Source organism: Gordonia sp. (in: high G+C Gram-positive bacteria) (genome assembly GCF_020438995.1).
Taxonomy (GTDB): Bacteria; Actinomycetota; Actinomycetes; order Mycobacteriales; family Mycobacteriaceae; genus Gordonia.
The window spans coordinates 1-19,345 of sequence record NZ_JAGQTN010000312.1 but is presented as its reverse complement, the minus strand read 5'-3'; the positions used below and the strand labels follow the sequence as shown (position 1 = coordinate 19,345).

The 19,345-nt window shown below is 65.7% G+C and carries 17 protein-coding genes, 2 tRNA genes and 1 pseudogene; 9 read left to right on the top strand and 11 right to left on the bottom strand.

Annotated elements, in window-relative coordinates:
* Position 1 precedes the first annotated feature (1 nt).
* Together cmrA and KDB67_RS21580 are read right to left on the bottom strand one after the other, a co-directional pair.
* The gene (gene cmrA / locus KDB67_RS21585) at positions 2–805 is read right to left on the bottom strand and encodes a mycolate reductase (protein ID WP_291020477.1); all 804 of its coding nucleotides are present in this window, start codon (positions 803–805) and stop codon (positions 2–4) included.
* Between the two features lie 109 nt (positions 806–914).
* On the bottom strand, positions 915–2,459 hold the full coding sequence (locus KDB67_RS21580) for a helicase HerA-like domain-containing protein (RefSeq protein WP_291020607.1): 1,545 nt from the start codon (positions 2,457–2,459) through the stop codon (positions 915–917).
* Between the two features lie 272 nt (positions 2,460–2,731).
* Between KDB67_RS21580 and orn the strand changes: the two genes are divergently transcribed.
* Together orn and KDB67_RS21570 are read left to right on the top strand one after the other, a co-directional pair.
* Positions 2,732–3,328 carry an oligoribonuclease gene (orn, locus tag KDB67_RS21575; protein ID WP_291020475.1) on the top strand — a complete coding sequence of 199 codons (597 nt, stop codon included), beginning with the start codon at positions 2,732–2,734 and terminating at the stop codon, positions 3,326–3,328.
* Between the two features lie 104 nt (positions 3,329–3,432).
* Positions 3,433–3,508: transfer RNA gene (locus KDB67_RS21570), tRNA-His, on the top strand.
* A gap of 229 nt (positions 3,509–3,737) precedes the next feature.
* On the opposite strand, the gene KDB67_RS21565 is transcribed toward KDB67_RS21570, so the two are convergent.
* Entirely contained in the window at positions 3,738–4,424 is a 687-nt protein-coding gene (locus KDB67_RS21565) for a helix-turn-helix transcriptional regulator (protein WP_291020473.1), read from the bottom strand.
* Between the two features lie 67 nt (positions 4,425–4,491).
* Here KDB67_RS21565 and KDB67_RS21560 point away from each other — a divergent pair, with 67 nt between their 5' ends.
* Entirely contained in the window at positions 4,492–5,184 is a 693-nt protein-coding gene (locus tag KDB67_RS21560) for an alpha/beta hydrolase (protein ID WP_291020471.1), read from the top strand.
* A gap of 29 nt (positions 5,185–5,213) precedes the next feature.
* On the opposite strand, the gene KDB67_RS21555 is transcribed toward KDB67_RS21560, so the two are convergent.
* The 5 genes from KDB67_RS21555 to KDB67_RS21535 all read right to left on the bottom strand — a co-directional run bounded on the left by KDB67_RS21555 (position 5,214) and on the right by KDB67_RS21535 (position 12,123).
* Positions 5,214–6,323 (bottom strand): SGNH hydrolase domain-containing protein, encoded by a 1,110-nt coding sequence (locus KDB67_RS21555; protein WP_324383473.1) that lies wholly within the window; start codon positions 6,321–6,323, stop codon positions 5,214–5,216.
* 116 nt (positions 6,324–6,439) lie between these two features.
* Entirely contained in the window at positions 6,440–7,894 is a 1,455-nt protein-coding gene (locus tag KDB67_RS21550; protein ID WP_291020469.1) for a wax ester/triacylglycerol synthase domain-containing protein, read from the bottom strand.
* On the bottom strand, positions 7,887–9,374 hold the full coding sequence (locus KDB67_RS21545) for an HAD-IB family hydrolase (RefSeq protein WP_291020467.1): 1,488 nt from the start codon (positions 9,372–9,374) through the stop codon (positions 7,887–7,889). Before KDB67_RS21545 ends, KDB67_RS21550 begins: the two co-directional genes overlap by 8 nt.
* The gene (locus tag KDB67_RS21540) at positions 9,371–11,623 is read right to left on the bottom strand and encodes a glycerol-3-phosphate 1-O-acyltransferase (RefSeq protein ID WP_291020465.1); all 2,253 of its coding nucleotides are present in this window, start codon (positions 11,621–11,623) and stop codon (positions 9,371–9,373) included. Before KDB67_RS21540 ends, KDB67_RS21545 begins: the two co-directional genes overlap by 4 nt.
* A gap of 107 nt (positions 11,624–11,730) precedes the next feature.
* The gene (locus tag KDB67_RS21535; RefSeq protein ID WP_291020463.1) at positions 11,731–12,123 is read right to left on the bottom strand and encodes a YchJ family metal-binding protein; all 393 of its coding nucleotides are present in this window, start codon (positions 12,121–12,123) and stop codon (positions 11,731–11,733) included.
* Positions 12,124–12,245: 122 nt separating this feature from the next.
* Here KDB67_RS21535 and KDB67_RS21530 point away from each other — a divergent pair, with 122 nt between their 5' ends.
* Entirely contained in the window at positions 12,246–13,748 is a 1,503-nt protein-coding gene (locus KDB67_RS21530) for an FAD-dependent oxidoreductase (RefSeq protein ID WP_291020461.1), read from the top strand.
* 63 nt (positions 13,749–13,811) lie between these two features.
* Positions 13,812–15,836 (top strand): neutral/alkaline ceramidase, encoded by a 2,025-nt coding sequence (locus tag KDB67_RS21525; protein ID WP_291020459.1) that lies wholly within the window; start codon positions 13,812–13,814, stop codon positions 15,834–15,836.
* Between the two features lie 68 nt (positions 15,837–15,904).
* On the opposite strand, the gene KDB67_RS21520 is transcribed toward KDB67_RS21525, so the two are convergent.
* Positions 15,905–17,131: an Ig-like domain-containing protein gene (locus KDB67_RS21520; protein ID WP_291020457.1), complete on the bottom strand. Its 1,227-nt coding sequence runs from the start codon at positions 17,129–17,131 to the stop codon at positions 15,905–15,907.
* A gap of 57 nt (positions 17,132–17,188) precedes the next feature.
* Here KDB67_RS21520 and KDB67_RS21515 point away from each other — a divergent pair, with 57 nt between their 5' ends.
* The 3 genes and pseudogenes from KDB67_RS21515 (at position 17,189) to KDB67_RS21505 (ending at position 18,294) form a co-directional block, all read left to right on the top strand.
* Positions 17,189–17,758, top strand: coding sequence for a hypothetical protein (locus KDB67_RS21515; RefSeq protein WP_291020455.1), 570 nt, complete (start codon positions 17,189–17,191; stop codon positions 17,756–17,758).
* Between the two features lie 85 nt (positions 17,759–17,843).
* Positions 17,844–18,041 (top strand): annotated as a pseudogene (locus KDB67_RS21510) (transposase); the annotation flags it as partial.
* Positions 18,042–18,159: 118 nt separating this feature from the next.
* Complete coding sequence (locus tag KDB67_RS21505; RefSeq protein ID WP_291020453.1) at positions 18,160–18,294, top strand: hypothetical protein; 135 nt, start codon at positions 18,160–18,162, stop codon at positions 18,292–18,294.
* Positions 18,295–18,429: 135 nt separating this feature from the next.
* Here KDB67_RS21505 and KDB67_RS21500 read toward each other — a convergent pair.
* A tRNA-Lys gene (locus KDB67_RS21500) sits at positions 18,430–18,502 on the bottom strand.
* Between the two features lie 85 nt (positions 18,503–18,587).
* Positions 18,588–18,806 (bottom strand): DUF3618 domain-containing protein, encoded by a 219-nt coding sequence (locus KDB67_RS21495; RefSeq protein ID WP_291020451.1) that lies wholly within the window; start codon positions 18,804–18,806, stop codon positions 18,588–18,590.
* A gap of 186 nt (positions 18,807–18,992) precedes the next feature.
* On the opposite strand from KDB67_RS21495, the gene bcp reads away from it, so the two are divergent.
* A partial coding sequence (gene bcp / locus KDB67_RS21490; protein ID WP_291020449.1) for a thioredoxin-dependent thiol peroxidase occupies positions 18,993–19,345 on the top strand: 353 nt, incomplete at its 3' end.

Genomic DNA, 19,345 nt, shown 5'->3' with positions numbered 1-19,345 from the left:
CCTATCCGTCGCCGAGTTTTCGGTAGAAGCTGCCGACGATGGGGGCGATGATCGCCCGGGGACTATAGCCGCCGGCCACCGACATGCCCTTCGACAGGATCCCGGGGACCACGCGCATCTTGTTGCGGTCCAGCGCATCCAGGCTCATCTCGGCAACTGCCGCCGAGTTGTGCCACAGGAAATCCGGGACCATCTTGTCGACGATCGATTGGTCCTCGGGTGCCGGTGTGTGGGTACGCACCGGCCCCGGGGCCAGTAACGTCACGTGCACACCCTGCCGGGCCACCTCCCCGCGCAGGGATTCGCTGAAGGTGTTGACGAAAGCCTTGGTGGCGGCGTAGGTGGCGTTATTGGGGATCGCCATGTTGCCGGCCGCCGACCCGACCATCAGAATGCCGCCGGAACCGCGTTCCACCATCTGCGGCAGCACCGCCAGCGTCAGGTCGTGCACAGCGGTCGCATTCAGCCGGACCTGTGCGCGTTCGTACTCGGCGTCGAGTTCGCTGACCGGCCCGAACGTTGCGATACCCGCGTTGTTGCACAGAATTGAGATCTCGCGACCGGCGAGTTCGGCCGCGAGGACTTCCACCGCCTCGGACACCGACAGGTCGACGGCCCTGATCTCCACGGCCACCGTATCCGAACGCAGTTCGGCAGCAAGCTCTTCGAGCAGTTCACCGCGCCGGGCGACGACGATCAGCGAATGCCCGCGCGCGGCCAGCGCCCGTGCGAGCTCTCTGCCGATCCCGGACGATGCGCCGGTGACGACGGCGCGGGCGGACGATGACGGTGCGGGTATGGCCATGCCGTCATCGTAAACGCAGCCGTAATATCCCCCGTCGCTCCGCTCGCCCCGACATCCCCCGTCGCTCCGCTCGCCCCGACATCCCCCGTCGCTCCGCTCGCCCCGGTCGCTACCGTCGGCGCTTGCGTCCGGTCCCGAAGATGGCCCGGCTGAACTCGCGTCCCGCGGCCGATGCCGCCGAACGCAGGAAGCTCTGCATCGGTTTGCTCGTCAACACCTCGGTGACGACGCTCTTCTCCTCGGGTTCCTTCTTGCGAGACGTTCTCTTCGCGGGCGCCGGGGCTGGTGCGGGAACCAGCGCGGGAGCCTTCCTCATGGGTTCCTCCGGAGGTACCGCCTTGGCCGCGAGCCGCTCATACGCCGAGTCCCGGTCGATCGCCTGACCGTACTTGGCGTACAGCGGACTCGCGGTGGCTGCGGCCTTGATACCCGCCTCGCCCACCGTATCCATCAATGAACGCGGCGCGCGAATCACGGTCCACGCCACCGGGGTCGGCGCACCCTTCTCCGACAACACCGTCACGATCGCCTCGCCGGTACCGAGGGAGGTGAGGGCCTCGTCGATCTTGTACACGTCCGACACCGGGTACGTCTTGACCGTGGTCTTGAGTGCCTTCTGGTCGTCGGGGGTGAATGCGCGCAACGCGTGCTGAATTCGTGCGCCCAGCTGTGAGCGCACCGAGTCCGGGATGTCGGTGGGCAGCTGGGAGCAGAAGAACACGCCGACGCCCTTGGATCGGATCAGTTTGACCGTCTGCACCACCTGCTCGACGAACGCCTTCGACGCCCCACTGAACAGCAGGTGCGACTCGTCGAAGATGAACACGAGTTTGGGTTTGTCGATGTCACCGACCTCGGGCAGGAACTCGAACAGGTCGGCCAGAATCCACATCAGGAATGTCGAGAACAGCGCGGGCCCAGCGGCCTGATCGCCGAGTTCGAAGAGGGTCACGATGCCGCGGCCGTCGGCGCTGAGCCGGATGAGGTCGGCCGGTTCGATCTCCGGTTCACCGAAGAAGGTGTCGCCGCCGTCGTGTTCGAGGTTGGTCAGCGCCCGCAGGATCACGCCGGCCGTCTGCGTCGACACCCCGCCGATCGCCTTGAGTTCCGGTTTACCCTCGTCGCTGGTGAGGTAGGCGATGACCGCCCGCAGGTCCTTGAGATCGAGCAGGGGCAGACCCCTCTGGTCGGCCCAGTGGAAGATCAGGCCCAGCGTCGATTCCTGGGTGGCATTGAGGCTGAGCACCTTGCTGAGCAGGATCGGGCCGAACGAGGTGATGGTGGCCCGGATGGGGACGCCGATCCCCTCCCCGCCCAGCGAGACGAACTCGACCGGGTTCTGTTGTGGGGCCCAGTCGTCGCCGGTCTGCTGTGCGCGCGCGACGATCCGGTCGTTGGACACGCCCGGACGTGACAGCCCCGACAGGTCGCCCTTGATGTCGGCCATCACCACCGGCACACCGTTGGAGCTGAGTTGCTCGGCGATCGCCTGCAAGGTCTTGGTCTTGCCGGTGCCGGTGGCGCCGGCGATGATGCCGTGCCGGTTCATCATCGCCAACGGGATCCGCACCCTGGCGGTCGAGTCCACCTGCCCGTCGACCATCACCGTGCCCAATTCGAGCGCCGCACCTTTGAACGCGTACCCCTCGGCGATCTTCTGGGCCGGACTCGCCTGGGCAGGACTCTCCTGGGCCGCCGTAGCGGGCGTGACGCCGGGATCGGCGCTTGGCGCGTCACCTGCCGGTACAGGTGTGGCCTCGTTCGGATCGGTCACCGGTGGGTCCTCTCATCGGCGGATGCGGTGTTCACAGACCTCACGATGGTATGCCGAACCACACCAATCGTCGCGGAGCGGACACCACACGTGTTGGTCGGCGTTCAGCAGCGCCCGGGCCCTCACGGCCGGATATGCCCTAAGGTCGACGTGTGCAGGACAAACTCGTATGGATCGACTGTGAGATGACCGGGCTGCGCCTCGAATCGGACAAGTTGATCGAGATCGCGGCCCTGGTCACCGACGGCGACCTCAACATTCTCGGCGACGGCGTCGACGTCGTCATCCACGCCTCCGACGAGGATCTGGCCGCCATGCCGGACGTGGTCACCAAGATGCACGCCGCCTCGGGGCTGACCGAGGAGGTGCGCGCGTCGACGGTGACGATCGAGCAGGCCCAGGAACAGGTCCTCGCCTACCTACGCAAATACACCACCACCGGCGCGGTACCCCTGGCCGGCAATTCGATCGCCACCGACCGCGGCTTCATCGCCCGCGACATGCCCGAACTCGACACCCACCTGCATTACCGGATGGTCGACGTCAGCTCCATCAAAGAACTGTGCCGCCGCTGGTATCCGCGGATCTACTTCGGCCAGCCGGAGAAAGGTCTCGCACACCGCGCCCTCGCCGACATCCGTGAGTCGATCCACGAGCTGCGCTACTACCGCGCCGCCGCCTTCGTCCCGCAGCCCGGCCCCGACACCGACGAGCTCGCCGCGATCGTCAAAACGCTCGGACCTGCGTAAACACGACACCCGATAACCGATTGGCATTTCTGCCCGGTCACCCGCTAGAGTATGTTCCTGGCTCTGGAACCCGGTGCTCAACGCCCTGGTTTCCGACGCCGATGGTGAGTGTAGTTCAGTTGGTAGAGCACCAGGTTGTGATCCTGGCTGTCGCGGGTTCGAGTCCCGTCACTCACCCCAATCAAAAACCGGCCCTGACCTGCGGAAGCGCAAGTCAGGGCCGGTTCTTTTCGCGTTCCATGCAATAGGCGCCTGGGGCGAGAATGGCAAGTGTGCGGATCACGCTTGGGAGGGCGGGTAGTAAGTCTGACATCCTTCAGGAGTGCTCGCAGTGTCGGAACTCTCCAACGATGAGAAGGATCTGATCCTTGCTCTGAGCACCCGGAGTTGAGCCACGTCTCGACAGTCGTCACGACTGGCCTTTGATCGAATCCCCGACGGAGTCGCCGTGGAAGTCGTGGACCGGTATGTCAGCAGGCTCAGGCCTGGCCAGATGTGTGTGGACCCGATATGCCTCCAAAGCCGCACGGTGCTGCTCAGCGACGGACTCGTCGTTCCACGCGTCTATTCGCGCGAGGCTGCGTTCGGCCCATGCGTCGATGAACTCGGCGTAGGACCAGAGGAAGTCGTGGAGCATCGAGCGTGCGATGACGTATCGCTGCAACGGCGCGGAACCGCTGAGGTACTCGTCGCAGATGTGTTCGCCCAGCGTGAAGATCTCGCGGGCCCCGTCCTGAGACTGCCGGATGGCGGCCGCGAGGTCGTTCTGGTCACCGAAGGGCGCGAAGATCACCCGCAGGAGCGCCTCGAATTCCAACCGCGGCGGACGGGATTCGTCGCTCAGCCAGCGTCGCAGTTCATCGCGCCCGGCGTCCGTGATGGCGTAGACCGTCCGCGACCGCTTGCCTGTCGCCTCGGCCTCCGCGGTGGCCAGGCCCATCTCGACCAGCCGCTTGGGTTCGGCATACACCTGACTCTCGGCGCGAGGGAAGAAGTAGTGCACATTGCGGCGCATCTGGGCGGCGAGGTCGTACATGTTCCAGGGGCCCATCGCGAGGTGACCCAGGACCGCATAGGAGGTGGCGTTCAACTTCACTATTTACTCCGAATCATAGTATCGGATACTCTGGACAAGAGTATCCGACTGGACGTCAGGAGTAGGCATGACACATCCGGCGACGTTCTTGCTCGTCCACGGCTCATGGCACGGCCCGTGGTGCTTCGGGCCACTCATCACGGCGCTGAGCGAACGCGGCCGCACCGCGGTAGCCGTGGACCTCCCGTCGGTCGGCGACGATCCGGCAGCCCTCGGCGGATACGCGGACGATGCGGCGGCGATCACGGAAGCCGCCGCGGCGATCGACGGCCCCGTTGTGGTCGTCGCGCATTCCTACGGCGGAGCGGCGACTGCGGAAGCATCCTTCGGAGCGCACGTCGAGCGGTTGATCTACCTCGGGGCGTTCATGCCCGACACGGGTCGCTCGTACGTCTCCTACCTTCCGCCGGGGCCACCCCCGCCCTACGTCGGTCTCCGGGACGACGGCACCTTCGTGGTTCCGGACGGCCAGGCAATCGGGCACTTCTACGCCGACTGCACGCCCGACGTGGCCGCGTGGGCAGAGAGCCGACTGCGGCCCCAGTCGCAACAGGTCATGGCACCCGTCGTCACGCAGGCATCGTGGCGATCGACGCCGACCACCTACGTCGTGCTCACCGAGGATCGGGCGATCCCACCGGAGCTGCAACGAGAGTTCGCGACATCGGCCGACTCCATGGCGGAGTTCGCCGCCTCCCACTCACCCTTCCTGTCCCGGACGTCCGACCTGGCCGACCTGCTCGTGGAGATCGCCACGTGACTTCCGTTTTTAGGCCTGCTGCCTGGTGGTCAGCGTACCGACCACCAGCGCAGTGCCGGACCCATCCGGTTTCCGAGTTCGTCGGTGAGGCTGCGGATGTAGCTGGCGCTCAGGTGGTGCCAGTCCTTGTAGACGATGATGTTGCCGACGATCGCCGGGCAGAAGGTGGCCGTGCAGATGCCCCGCGTGAGGTCGATCTGGTGGAAGTTGCGCCGGGCCTTGGCCATCGGCGCCGCCGGGTCGGTCGGAGACAGGACACGGGCGCGCGGCGTGCCGCACGTCTGGGCGTTGCCGCCCTTCTGGAGGCAGATCGGGGTGTCGAGGGTGCGGCCGTTGGGGTACTTCGGCCACGGTGAATCGCGCACTCCCACAACTTGAATACCTGCGCGCAGGAACTTGTCGTACACCTGTACGTAGTCCGGCGGTGTCCAGTCGCCCGTCGCCCTGTCGCGGGGCCGGGTAGAGGTGGTGAAGACGACGTCGGGTTTGTCCTTGATGATCCGGGCCCACACGCGCCGATTCCAGTCGGCGCACTGCGGGTACGGTTTGCCCACGACCGTCGGGTTCGGGTCCGCCGACAGCGGGCACCCCATCTTGAGGTAGGTGGTGACCTTGAAACCGTGCCGCTTGCCCAGGGTGTTCAGCGCGGTGATCCACATCTCGGCGTGCGAACCACCGGCGAGGGCGATCGTCCGCTTGGCCCGCAAATCGCCGTAGCGGCCCACGTGGATCGCCGGATCCTTGAAGTCACTCATGAACCCGTCCGTCGAGGTCTCCGGGAAATCCTTGAAGACGTCGAACGCGTTGGGTTGCACCGGACGCGGCCGTACCTGCGCGCCGTAGAGGAGGGCACGAGCGCCCGGGTAGTCGACCGGATTGAGCGCGGTCGTGGTGACCTTGACGTCGCCGGAACCGACCTCGACAGGATTCTTCGCCGCTTCGGTACCTATCCACACGGCCGCGGTGGTGATCATCACCACCGCCATCATGGCCGACAGGCACCTGGCCCACACCCGTCGTCGTCTCTGCACCTCTGTACCCGGTGGTGCGTCGCCGAACCGCGACCCGCCGTGACGTATTCGTTTCTGTGCTGCCATCGGATCACCGACCTCGGGATGGACTCCGGCTGGAACACCCACAGTACAAGGGTGACGAAGAGTCTACCGAATACGGATAAATCGGACAACGGAGTAGCTGTCCCAGACAATCTCGCCGACAGTTCCGGAAAATCCGGAACCGCCGGCAAGGTACTGCATCAGGTGAAGCGGGTCATCCGGCCGACGGTGTCGGACAGGGCCAGCACCTCGTTGAAGCCGTCGACGACCGATTCGGCGAACAGTTCCGGGTCGGTGACGGCGGCGGCGTCGTAGTTGATGCCGATGCACGAGGTGCCGTTGTAGGTGACCATCGTGGCCATGATCGCGCAGCCGGGCAGCGGACCGAAGGCGAACATCCGCTCGACCTTGGCCCCGGCGACGTACGACTCCCATTCGATACCACCGACGTTGCTGGCCTGCAGGTCGTTGCGGGTGGTGGCGCCGCTGAACTGGCCCACGACCTGCCCCGGCAACCAGGCCAGCATCGGACCGACGTCGTGGAAGGCGTTGACCGCGGGCTCGTTGCGAGCGGCACGGATCTGTTCGCGCACGGTCAGGACCCGCTCGAACGGATCGTCGATGCCGGTGGGTCCGGCCAGTCGCCCGATCGATACCCGGGTCTCGTTCGGATTGTCCGGGTCGCGCACGACGATCGGCACGGCGACGGGAATCGCCTCCACCGGCTGGCCCAGACGCTGATGGTAGAGCCGCAGACCGCTCACCAGGCCGCCCAGGTACACCTCATCGACCGACGCGCGGATCTCGGCGCTCGCTGCCTCTATGGCCGCGAACGGCACCTCGACCGCCGCGAAACGCCACGACAGGCTGCGTTCGGCAAGCAGCGGCGATCCCGGCGGGCTGATCAGACCGGCGACTCGCGGCACCGAACGGCCGAACCGCAGCACCTGGCTCAGTGCCTTACGCGGGTCGGCGAGCGCCATCGCACCCCTGATCGCCAGGTCGATACGATGCGGGGCGCGCTGCACCTCGTGGGACAGTTGCCGCACCAGGATGTCGACGGCACCGGTGGTGCTCGGCGTGGGCGCCGGCGGCTGGGGCTTACCCGGCAGCGGCTCACGCTGTCGTGAATGTAGTTGCGCGAGAATCGAAATCGACGACATCGCACCGGTGAGTGCCTGGTGGGCCTTCAGGAGATAGGCGCCCCTACCGTCGGGGAGTCCGTCGATCAGGTACACCTCCCAGGGCGACCGTTCCGGATCGAGCGCGGTCATCGCCAATTGTTCGCACGTGGTGAGCAGTTCGCGGATCGAACCGTCCCCGGCCAGCCGCAGCCTGCGCACGTGGTAGTGCAGATCGAACTCCGGGTCGACCACCCAACTCGGGATACCCGTTCCCAGTGGGGAATCCACCACCCGCTGGCGCAGCCGGGGCAGCATCCGGCTACCCCACTCGTGCGCGGCGACCAGTCGGTCCCAGTCCGGTACGCAGTCGTAGATCTCGAGCATGCTGAGCGTGCCCCGATGGTGACGGTCGGAGTCACCACGCCAGAGCAGCGTGTCCATCGGGCTCATCTGGCCGTCGGCACCGAAATTCAGCGGCCGATCGTATTCCGACAGTTGCGAGTACGGACCCGCCGACGCCTGGTCACTCATCGAACACCCCTGAAGTCCTCGTCAGTCTGCCGTCGTCGAAGGCCTCTACCGGCCAGTCGGCAAGGGCCTTCACGAACATCTGCCGCACCTCGTCGGCGTGTTCACCCATCGTCTCGGCCGTCCACGACGACGTGTCCACCGGCGGCAGCACCCGCACCTCGACGGTGCCGGGTTTGATGAGTTGGTCTCCGCGCCACATCAATTCTCCGCTGTTGCGCAGCACGATCGGTACCACCGGCACCTGCGCCTGCATCGCGATGTGGAACGGACCCTTCTTGAACTTCCCCAGACGTGGTGTGGCCGAACGGGTTCCCTCGGGCGCGACCACCAGGCTCGCGCCGTCCTCGCGGAGCTTGCGGACAGCGGGCTCAAGCTGTTCGATCGCCTTGCCGGCGTCGGCCCTGTCGATGAACACCAGGCCGGCGGCGTCGAGGATGGGCCCGAGCAGCGGAACCTGTTTGACCTCCTTCTTCGCCACACCCGTCGCGTGACTGCGGATCAGGTGCACCAGCACCGGCAGATCGAGCTTGGACTGGTGGTTGAACACGAACACGCACGGCCGCGCCGACGTCAGATAGTCCTCACCGTCAAGCACTTTCACGCTCACCCCGGCCAGCGCCATGCCCACATCATTGCCGGTGGAGGCACCTGCCTGGATGGCTTCCTCGCTGTTGCCGCGGAGCAGACCGCCCAGCGCGCCGGCCACCGAACCGACCAGGAACGACCCGTAGAAGGCGCCGGTACGCACCGCCATCTCCCACTTGTTGTGGCTGGGATTGGTGATGTCGAGGATCGGCCAGCCGCGTTCGATGGCCACCGCACGCAGGCCGTTCTGCGGGGAGATCGCCGCCGGGTGGCCCACCGACTCCAGGTACGGCACGTCTTCGTTGCCGTCACTGTAGGCGAACGACGACGACAGGTCGAGGTCGTGCTCGTGCGCGAGGCGGCGCACCGCAGCCGCCTTGCCCGGACCCCACAGCGGACGGCCGAGGATCTCGCCGGTCACCACGCCGTCGATCACCTCGACGTCGGTGGCCAGGGCGTGATCGGCGTCGATCTCCTTGGCGATCGGTTCGATCTGGAATCTCGTGGCCGACGACGCGATGACGATCCGGTGCCCCATCTCGCGGTGGACCCGCAGCAGTTGCCACATCTGCGGCCGCAGTTTGGCCGCGGTCTCCTCCTTGAACAGCGTCGCACCGAAATCGAGGAGCTCGGCGTACGACTTGCCGGCGAAGGTCGGTTTGGTGGCACGCAGTACCTCGGCGTAGTCCTGCTCCGACTCGACGCCACGCAGGCCGATCAGCAGGAAGTCCAGTGCCTCCCCCAGGCCGAATTCGAGGCTGCGGACCCGCGCGCGGGCGATCGCCACCGCTGAGAACCCCTCGATGAGGGTGCCGTCGTAGTCGAAGAACGCCGCTACCTGCTTACCGGTGGGCGCCTCCCGGATCTCGCGGATGCGGTCGGCGATCGTGGTCATTCGCCGGCCGCCGTCCGGGCCGCGCGGCGCGCCTGCTCCGCCTCGATCTGGGCGATCCGCGCCAGTCGCTGTCTCATACCCTCCACCTCGGCCAGCCACGCTTTCCTGCGTTCGGCGACATCCTCGGTATCGGAGGGGCTGATCAGGCCTCGATTCTCGGCGAGCTGGTAGGCCGCGTCGTAGAGTTCTCTCGACACCGAATCCTTGCTCCGCACAACACCTTGCAGCACCAGCTGCCGCCCGAGCCCGAGACTTTCGATGAGCACCGTCTCCTTGTCGACCGAACTGTCGCCCGCCGCCACGAGCAGTTTGGCCACGACGAGCTGGGCATCGAAGAACGGTTGCAGGGTCCGCCGGGCGAACAGTTCGCCGGCGTGCCCGAGCAGAGTCTTATGGATACGCTCGGCGGTCGGCGGTTCGGTCCGCCAGTCGGCGGCGATGAGGTCGAGTTCGGCACCGAGGCGGTGCAGGAACTCATCCTTGGGCGGGAAGAAGAACTCGAACTTGAGCAGGTCACGGATCCGGAGCGCCTCGGCCTGCCCTGCCGTCAGGAACGCATCCCGCTCCAGATCGAACATTCCGTCGTCGGCCGCAAGCAACCCGAGTTCGATGATCGCGCGGTCGACGAAGTGGTGGATCGCACCGTTGCGGTAGTACGCGGCGATCGGATGATTGTTGGGGGTGATCGACCACACCTGATCGGTACCGCCGTCGAAGCGGGTGAGCACCCCGGCGTCGGTGAGTTCGCCGAGGGTGCTGAGTAGTCCGAGACCGCGACACGTGCTCGGGTCGGGCCCGGGCAGGCCACGGCGGTCGATATAGGACAGCAGCGGCGCGAGGATCTTCTCGATCTCGGCAGCCGTGTACGCCCGGTCCTCGGCACCGAGGATCGCGAAACCGGCCAGCGATGTCGCGGAAATCGGTGTGGCGGAATTGATCTCGTCCATCACCCGGAAAGCGACCTTTTCCAGCTGTGCCTTGCCCTCCCCCGCGTCGGCCAGTGCCTGACGCAACGAGAACGGCTCGCCGAAGCGCACTCGCGCATTGCCGAGATACTCACGCTGCTGCTTGGCGTAACGCAGCAGCCAGCCCAGGTCCTCGGGCCGCTTCTTGGCGCCGGCGGCTTCGGCGGCCATCGCGCCGATCTCGTGCAACTGGTCGTAGACGATCGAGGTGGGTACCACCATCACGTCGGCATCGTCGACGTGGGCGACGGCGTCGGCGACGTACGAGAGCAGGCCGAGCTTGGGCGGGCGGAGCTTACCGGTGCGGCTGCGGCCGCCTTCGATGTACCAGACGAGGTTGAACCGCTTCTCGACGATGAACGACAGGTACGAGCGCATCGCGAACTTGTACACCGGGTCGGAGCCGAACTTGCGGCGGATAAAAATGGTGCCCGCCCGTCGCGCGATCGACGACAACGGCCACAGCTGCAAATTGTCGCCACCGAGAACCAGGTTGGGCGGGAAGTCGTAGCGGCGTAGAACCTCTGCCAGGACGAACGGATCGACGTAAGAGCGGTGTGAGGGCAGGAACACCAGTCCGTGGGTCTTGTTCAGCGTGCGCAGGTGGCCCATCGTGTCCAGGTCCGCCGACACGGTCCAGGTACGTTCGTGCAACTGGCCGAGGATCGAGGACAGCACGTCGTCCATCAATCTGCTCTGGGTGGCGACGAAGGTGCCCATCTTGTCGGTGGCCTCGCGGACCACCGCCGCGGCCGGACGGCCCAGCTCGGCGGCGAGTTTGGCCGCGTTGGCCTGGAATCGGGCCGACGAACCTATCTGCTCGGCCACCAGACGCGGCACCTTGTAGCGATCACCCACCACCTGCCGCTCGGCACGCTCAGCCGCCAGCGACGCCTGCACCCCGACGAAGGCATCGAACGATTCCCCTTCGGCCGTTTGCTGCTGATAGCGGACCCGCAGATCCTCGACGCTCGCCGCGGCCCCCTGAACAACACGCACCCGGTCCGGGAACTTCCTCCGGATCGACTCCTGCCTGAAGGCGGGCGGCTTACGTGGATTGGACAGCACCAGGACGTCGGCCACCGACACCCGGCGTTCTCCCTTGCGTACCGGCGGCAACCACACGACGCGTGCCGGAATCAGCTCGGTGGTTTCGTCGGTGGCGGCGAAATCGACCTCGGCGAGCGTGCGCAACTGCGCATCGGGGTGGTTCGCCGCGGCCCATTCGGCCACCACTTGCCGCTCGCACGCGGTACGTACGTCCGCCAGCACTATTGACGCCAACGCCTGACCTCCCAGAGTTTGTGATGCACCGCACAGCCTAGCCCAGCGACGAACCTGTCTCCGTAACAACCGCAACGCCGTTGCCGAGCCGCTGTCGTTTCCGTCGATCAGAGCGCGTCGAGGTACTTCCATTCTCCGTCGACCCGCTCGAAACGACTGTGTTCGCGCAGCTTCGCACGTTCACCGTCGACACGATAGTGCGCGGTGAACATCACTTCACCTGTCCTCTCGAACGGCGTTCCCCCACCGGCCGAATGGACGTCGAGACGGTACCAGTCGAGCGTGTCGTCGAGGTCCAGGACCTGCGGTCTGGTCGTCGGATGCCAACTGTCCAGCAGGTAGCCGGCATTTCCGACGGCGAACGCGGCGAACCGGGACCGCATCAGCGCCTCCGCTGTGCCCGCCCGTCGGGAACCGGCCAGCAGCGGACCGCAGCACTCGCCGAACACATCGCCGGAGCCACAGGGACATCGATCGGAATCGGAAACACGTCTGCTCATCGGTCGCCAATGGTAGAGCCCGCCCGGTCAACCGGCCCGCTGTGGGACTCGACTATCAGTGAGATTCGGCCGGACAGGTCGGTTCGGTCCCGATATCGTGTGCGGACGAGTGAACGAACGCGATGGGGGCTGCGGTGGACAGTGATGCGCGGGCACGCGGGATGTCGCGGCGAAGGTTTCTCGGTAGCACGCTCGCGGCGACAGGTGTGGCGGCAGGACTGAGCACAGTCGCCGGCCCTCGGGCCGGGGCCTCGCCCACCGCGCGCACCTACGACGCCGTCGTTGTCGGCGGTGGACTGTCGGGGCTGGCCGCCGCGACGACCCTACGCAGGTCGGGCGCGTCGGTCGTCGTGCTGGAGGCCCGGTCCCGGCCCGGTGGCCGTGTCCACAACATCTCCACTCCCGGACTCGGCGCCACGGTCGACGCGGGCGCAGAGTTCATCGGACCCACCCAGAACCACATCGCCGCGCTCACCCGCGAGCACGGCATCGACACAATCCGCACCTACAACCGCGGCGACAGCCTGTTCTGGCACAGCGGAACAGCTCTCCGGATGCCGGCCGACGTGCCGCTGCCGCTGCATCCGGCGCTCGCCGAGGCCGGTCCGGCACTGCTGCGCGCGACCGCCGACTCACTCGCCGGGTTTCCTGTGGGCCAACCGTGGAAACATCCGGACGCCCAGTACCTGGACTCGATCACCTGGGCCCAGTACGTCAACCGATTCGCCCGGTCCGACATGGCACGCAACATGACCTCGATCGCGATGTCGGCGGCGCTGTCGGTCCGCCCGGACGAGGTGTCGGCGCTGTACTACCTCAACTACATCGCGTCCTCCGGCGATGAGAACAACCCCGGCACCCTGGTGCGGCTGCTGAGCACCGACGGCGGCGCCCAGGAACGGATGCTGGTAGGTGGCGCCGCGCGCATCCCGATCATGATGGCCGCTGCACTGGACGAGCGGATCGTCTACAACGCCGCGGTGCGCTCGATCGACACCACCGCCGGCCACGCCGTCGTGCACTCGGACGCGGGCACCTTCACCGGGCACAAGGTGGTCGTCGCGATGTCGCCCGCCATCTGCGACCAGATCGACTTCCGTCCCGGGCTGCCGGCAGCCCGTCGTGAATTGCAGAGGGGCTACCGAATGGGGTCCGTCGCCAAGTTCTCCGCCGTGTACAAGCGTCCGTTCTGGCGGGAGAAGGGCATGTCGGGACAGGTGTTCGGCAACGGCCGGCCCATCGACGTCACTTTCGAGAGCCACACCGAGGGACACCACATCCTGATGGGTTTCATCTCCGCCGACGCGATGCGACGGCTCGATCACGCTCCGATGTCGCAGCTGGCGCGTGAATGCGTGGCGAACTTCGCCGACTACTTCGGCCCCGACGCCCGCGATCCGCTGGACTACGGCGTGTTCAAATGGGACCTCGAACCGTGGTCGCGGGGTGGCCCGGTCGCGGTCAGCTCACCGCGGACCCTCACCCGATACGGTGCAGCGCTGCGCGCGAGCGTGGGGCCGATCCACTGGGCCGGAACGGAAACCTCGGACTACTGGACTGGCTATATGGACGGCGCGGTACGGTCCGGGAAGCGTGCCGCCGGAGAAGTGCTCGCCGCACTCTAGGTCGGTAATCCGGCCGAGCATCACCCTCACGGCAAATCGCCGTGTACGAAAGGACCGCACACCATGGATGTGAGCCGCAGGACGGTCATCGCGGGGACCGCAGCCGGCGCCGTCGCCGCCGGCACGTTCTCCGCTCTGGGTCCGGCCCCGGCCGCCGCCACCTCCGACGGCTACCTGGTCGGCTGCGGACGCGCGGACATGACCGGCGCGATCGCCGGCCAGGGAATGATGGGCTACTCCGACACCGAGCAGGTGACACAGGGACTACGGCAGCGCTGCTGGGCCCGCGCCTACGTGATCGTCGATGCGTCGACGGGCGAGCGGGTGGTCTTCGTCAACGCCGATATCGCCTGTATCTTCCAGTCCCATCACATGGGTCTGATGCCCCGGCTGCGCAAACGTCTCGGGGGGCTGTACACCGAGCGCAATGTGAACCTCAATGCCACCCACAACCACAACTCGTGCGGCGGTACCGCCTGGGATTTTGCATATTCCATCGCCGCGTTCGGTTTCAAGAAGAACTCCTACGAAGCCGAGGTAGACGGCTTGTTCCGGGCGATCGTGGCCGCCCACGACAACCTCGCACCTGGCACCGTCAGCATCGGCCGCGGCGAACTGCACAACGCCAGCCGCAACCGCTCACGTGGCGCGTTCGACCTGAATCCCAAGGCCGACCGGGCCCATTTCCCGAACGCGATCGACCCGCAGGTCACGGTGCTGCGGCTGCGGCAGGGCGGCAACGACATCGGCGCCATCACGTGGTTTCCCACCCACGGCACATCGCTGACCGACGCCAACAGGCTGATCTCCGCCGACAACAAGGGCTACGCGAGCTACCTGTGGGAACAGGACCAGCCCGGGGTGATCGCCTCGTTTCCGCAGACCAACGCCGGTGACATGACGCCGAACCTGAACCTGATCAAGATGCGCCCGTCGGGTCCCACCGACGATCACACCCGCAACTGCGAGATCATCGGCCGACGCCAGTACGACGCCGGTCGTGCCGCGTACTCACGGTCCACACCGATGGGCCGTGGGGGCGTCGACGCGGTGATCCGCTACGTCGACATGTCGGCGGTACGTGTGAGCGGAGATTTCACCCCCGACGGTCGCCCCGCGGCGACGACTCCGGCGATGTTCGGGGCTTCCGCTGCGGCCACGAGCACCGAGGACAACACACGTTCCCAGTTGGCGTTCCTTCAGGAGGGCGCGAAGAATCCGCTTGTTCACCGGTTCGGCGCGACGAGCGAACCCTCCATCGCACCGTGGATCCGAGACATGCAGTCCCCCAAGCTGATTCTGGTTCCCCTTGGCCTGTTGCCACCATCGCCGTGGGTTCCTCATGTGGTCCCGCTGCAGATCATGCGGATCGGTCAGCTCGTGCTGGTGGCGGTGCCCGCCGAGATGACGATCGTGGCCGGGTTACGCCTGCGAAAGGTCGTCGCCGACGCGATGCGGGTGGCCGTCGACGACGTTCTGATTCAGGGCTATTCCAATGCCTACACGCAGTACGTGACCACTCCCGAGGAGTACGACGCCCAGCAGTACGAGGGCGGTGAAACGATGTACGGTCGCTACACGTTGCCCGCCTACCTGCAGGAATTCGATGCGTTGGGTTCGGCGCTGCGCTCAGGACGTGATCTGGGCCGCGGCCCGGCGCCGCTCGACAAGTCAGGATTCCAGCCGGACCTGCTGCCGCCCGTTCCGTCCGATCGTCCGGTCGCCGGCCACCGCTTCGGCGACGTATTGACCCCACCCCGTGCCGCCTACCGGACCGGCCGGACGGTGACGGTGCGGTTCGTCGGAGCCCACCCGAACAACGACTTCCACACCGGCGGCACCTACCTCGACGTGCAACGCGCCGACGGTCCGGAATGGGTCACCGTCGCCGACGACAACGACTGGTCGACGACGCTGCGCTGGGCACGTCCGGGCGGCAGCACCGACACTTCCGTGATCACCGTCGAGTGGACGATCCCCGACGACGCCGCCGGCCGCTACCGGATCCGCTATCACGGCGACTGGCGCGCCGCATCCGGAAAGCTGACCCCGTTCACCGGCACGACCCGCACCTTCGTCGTCCGCTGAAACGCGTACGCGGTGGATCAGCGGCCGGTGGTCGGCTCCGATCCACCGCGTAACGGTACTGATGACTGTCAGGCGTTGCCCTTGGACCACGTGCTCCACGGGATGTTCCAGTCGCCGAGACCGTCCGTGCCGGGCAGTGTTCCGCCGGCGGTGTTGCGCACCTCCACCGGGTCGCCACGATAGGTGTTGTCCATGACCCACTTGGCGTTGTCGGGGCTCAGGTTGAGGCAACCGTGGCTGGTGTTGGTGTTGCCCTGTGCCCACACCGACCAGGGTGCCGAGTGGAAGAAGATGCCGCTATAGGACATGCGTGTCGCGAAGTCGACCGGAGTGCGGTAGCCGTCGGCGGAGCTGACCGGAACACCATAGGTCGACGAGTCCATCACGATGTGGTCGTGTTTGTCGGCGACGATGTAGATGCCGTTGTCGGTATAGGCGCCGGGCTTGCCCATCGACGTCGGCATCTCCTTGATGACCTCGCCGTTCTTGCGGAACGTCACCATCTTGGTGTTGTCGTCGGCGGTGATGAGCATTTCGCGGCCGATGGTGAAGTTGGTGCTCACGTTCTCCTGGCCGAACAGTCCGTCACCGAGGTTGACTCCGTAGGTGTTGACCTTGACCGACACCTTGGTACCCGGCTTCCAGTAGTTCTTGGGGCGCCAACGCACCTCGGAACCGGAGATCCAGTAGAAGGCCCCCTCAACACGGGGAGTGGTGGTGATGTGGATGGACCGCTGCGCGACCTTGCGGTTGGGGATGACCTCGTCGAACTTGACGGCGACGGGCTGGGCGACACCCACCTCCTCGCCGCGGCTCGGAGTCAGGTACGCCTGCGTGAGCAGATCGGGGGCGCTCGTCGTGAATGAGACACTCTTGCTGCTGGTGCCGCCGACGCCGACAGCATCCGCCTTGAGGGTGTAGGTCTTGCTGTAGCCGAGCGGCTCGCTGATGGTCCACACACCGTTGACGACTTTGCCTTTGACGGGTGAGCCGTCGGCCTTGTCGATGCGTACCTTGGTGACCGAGCCTTCGGTGGCTTTGACGCTGATCGGGCTGACGGGCGAGATACCGATCGACTGATCGGCCACCGTCTTGGCCTTGGCGCCCTCGGTCACCTCGATGCCCGGTTTGAGCATGTCGTCGAAAAGGCTCGAACTGGTCACCTTGTCCGTGTACTTGGGATCGTCCGAGCAACCCGCCGACACCATGACGAGCGCGGTGATCATCGTGACCAACACCACGCCCGAACGCCGCACTGTACCGGAACCCGTCGTCCCGGAACGCCCGAAGCTCATCTGCAACTCCAACCTTCTCACTCCGCCACCACCGGCACCACAGGACCGCTCACTCCCATGACCAGTGCTTATGCCGAAAAAATCATCGCCACCCCGCCGGATGCCGATACCTGCTCAATTGTACGAGACTTCGGCCGCCAACCTTCCATCCATGTCATTCGACGACGGCGACCCGGTCTAGCACGGTGCGGTCCTCGACGGCGTGCCGGTGGTGCGTTCAACCGCTGGCAGGGAATGGACCGGTTCTATGCCCAAGTGCAACGCGCGCTTGTCGACCCCGACTCGGTTACGGACGAAGCGATCGATGTTGCTGACGCACTACTCTCGGCAGTGTCGCACGAGCTTCAATCCGAGTTCGTCATGTGGCGTGGGGTGAGGTCCACGCACGCAACCTTCGGAGTGAATGCTGATGAGTTGGAGGACGTTGCCGGTGACAGAAGTGCTGTCGGTCGGTTTATGGCCGGATCACTCAACCGCGAGGTCGCAGAGAATGAATTCACGGTGCCCGAGCTCCGGGGCGGCGCAGCCCTGATGCGCGTTCGGTTAGCTCCGGGCGTCCGAATCGGATGGCTTCCAAGTGCGGGTGTCGCTGATCTCGCGTATCAGCAGGAAGCGGGCCAGAAGTAGATTCGCGGCCTGTGGCTGTCGCGGACCGCCTGACAGATCTACAGATGCCATGAGCCTCGGATCATCCGCATATTTAGCAGAGGGCGCCGACGTCGTCGAAATCTTCCCCAACCCGGCAGCGTTCCTGCGGCTGGCCACCGCTGTGGTCATCGAACAACACGACGAATGGCAAGTGACCCGACGTGACGTCTCCGACGTCTCCATGGACGAACTACGCGCGGTCATCGCCGCCAAAGAGCGCGCAGCCGCCACCTCGATTGCTGCTCCCGCAGCAATCAGCTAACGTTCGCCACGCCTCGTTGATCATCTACATGAACTGATCCGAAGTCCATCACTCCACGGGGCTCCATCTTTCGGGGTTCCGACCACCGTCGTGGGCGTACAACGCCGCCCGGAGCACCATGACGATCGTCTGGTCTGGTGACGTCGATGACAGCGACCTGATCCACCTCGGCGTGGCCAATGCCGGCGGAGTCTCCGGCAAAGGTGGCACGACTTACGGCGGCACCACCCACATCGACGTCAACCCCGACTGATGGGCCCCGACGCGACGCGTCACGAGATCGTTTTCCGTAGGGTGCGGCGAATCGTTTTCAGTGGGTAAGCCGTGGGTCGACCCCGCCAACGAGATAGCCCCTCACCTGTTTGTCCAGGTGAGGGGCTATCCTCGGTGCGCCATCAGGGACTCGAACCCCGAACCCGCTGATTAAGAGTCAGCTGCTCTGCCAATTGAGCTAATGGCGCTCGGCCTTGCGAGATGAAACCTTACATGGAGGCTTGCGAAAAAGTGAAATCGTATCGCTGACCTGCGGTTTCACCCATTCTGAAGCTAGGTGACGACCTTCTTCACGACCACGACGGTGACCACGACGCCGGCGCCTATGAGGGTGTACTTGACGGCCGGGGAGTTGAGGGCGGCGATCACCCGGGACTTGGCGTCGTCGGCAAGGCGTTGCGGGTTGGCCCGCACCGCGAGAGCGTCGAGGGTCTTGGCCAGGTCCTCGCGAGCCGCCGCGATCTCTTGCTCAATGCGTTCGGTATCGGCCACGTCATCCTCCAGGCGCCGCTAGTGCAGTCATCGGTCATAGTCACTGGTCACGGTCACCGGTCACGGTGCACTGATCAGGTCACATTGCAGACTACGGTATCGGTCGCCTCGCGATGAGCTACGCGCCGGACACGGCCCGATCGTATGCTCGCACGTGTCGCGCGGCGCATGCACTAGCCTGCCTGTATGGCTGAAACGACGCGGTTGGCGCCCGGTGACAGGGCGCCCGCCTTCACCCTTCTCGACGCTGGGGAGAACCCGGTCTCGTTGTCCGACTATGCCGGACGCAAGGTGATCATCTACTTCTACCCCGCCGCGATGACCCCGGGCTGCACGAAGCAGGCGTGCGACTTCCGCGACAATCTCGCCGAGCTGAACGACGCCGGTATCGCGGTGATCGGCATCTCCCCCGACAAACCGGCCAAGCTCGCCAAGTTCGTTGAACGTGACGAGCTGACGTTCCCGCTGCTCAGCGACCCCGAGAAGAAGGTCCTCACCGAGTGGGGTGCATTCGGCGAGAAGAAGATGTACGGCAAGGT

What these genes read in the sequence shown, in the direction of transcription:
- KDB67_RS21530 (WP_291020461.1), top strand. Translation starts at nt 12,246, where the DNA reads ATGGGGGCTGCGGTGGACAGTGATGCGCGGGCACGCGGGATGTCGCGG.
- KDB67_RS21505 (WP_291020453.1), top strand. Translation starts at nt 18,160, where the DNA reads ATGACGATCGTCTGGTCTGGTGACGTCGATGACAGCGACCTGATCCAC.
- KDB67_RS21520 (WP_291020457.1), bottom strand. Translation starts at nt 17,131, where the DNA reads ATGAGCTTCGGGCGTTCCGGGACGACGGGTTCCGGTACAGTGCGGCGT.
- KDB67_RS21535 (WP_291020463.1), bottom strand. Translation starts at nt 12,123, where the DNA reads ATGAGCAGACGTGTTTCCGATTCCGATCGATGTCCCTGTGGCTCCGGC.
- KDB67_RS21545 (WP_291020467.1), bottom strand. Translation starts at nt 9,374, where the DNA reads ATGACCACGATCGCCGACCGCATCCGCGAGATCCGGGAGGCGCCCACC.
- KDB67_RS21515 (WP_291020455.1), top strand. Translation starts at nt 17,189, where the DNA reads ATGACCAGTGCTTATGCCGAAAAAATCATCGCCACCCCGCCGGATGCC.
- KDB67_RS21560 (WP_291020471.1), top strand. Translation starts at nt 4,492, where the DNA reads ATGACACATCCGGCGACGTTCTTGCTCGTCCACGGCTCATGGCACGGC.
- KDB67_RS21550 (WP_291020469.1), bottom strand. Translation starts at nt 7,894, where the DNA reads ATGAGTGACCAGGCGTCGGCGGGTCCGTACTCGCAACTGTCGGAATAC.
- KDB67_RS21525 (WP_291020459.1), top strand. Translation starts at nt 13,812, where the DNA reads ATGGATGTGAGCCGCAGGACGGTCATCGCGGGGACCGCAGCCGGCGCC.
- cmrA (WP_291020477.1), bottom strand. Translation starts at nt 805, where the DNA reads ATGGCCATACCCGCACCGTCATCGTCCGCCCGCGCCGTCGTCACCGGC.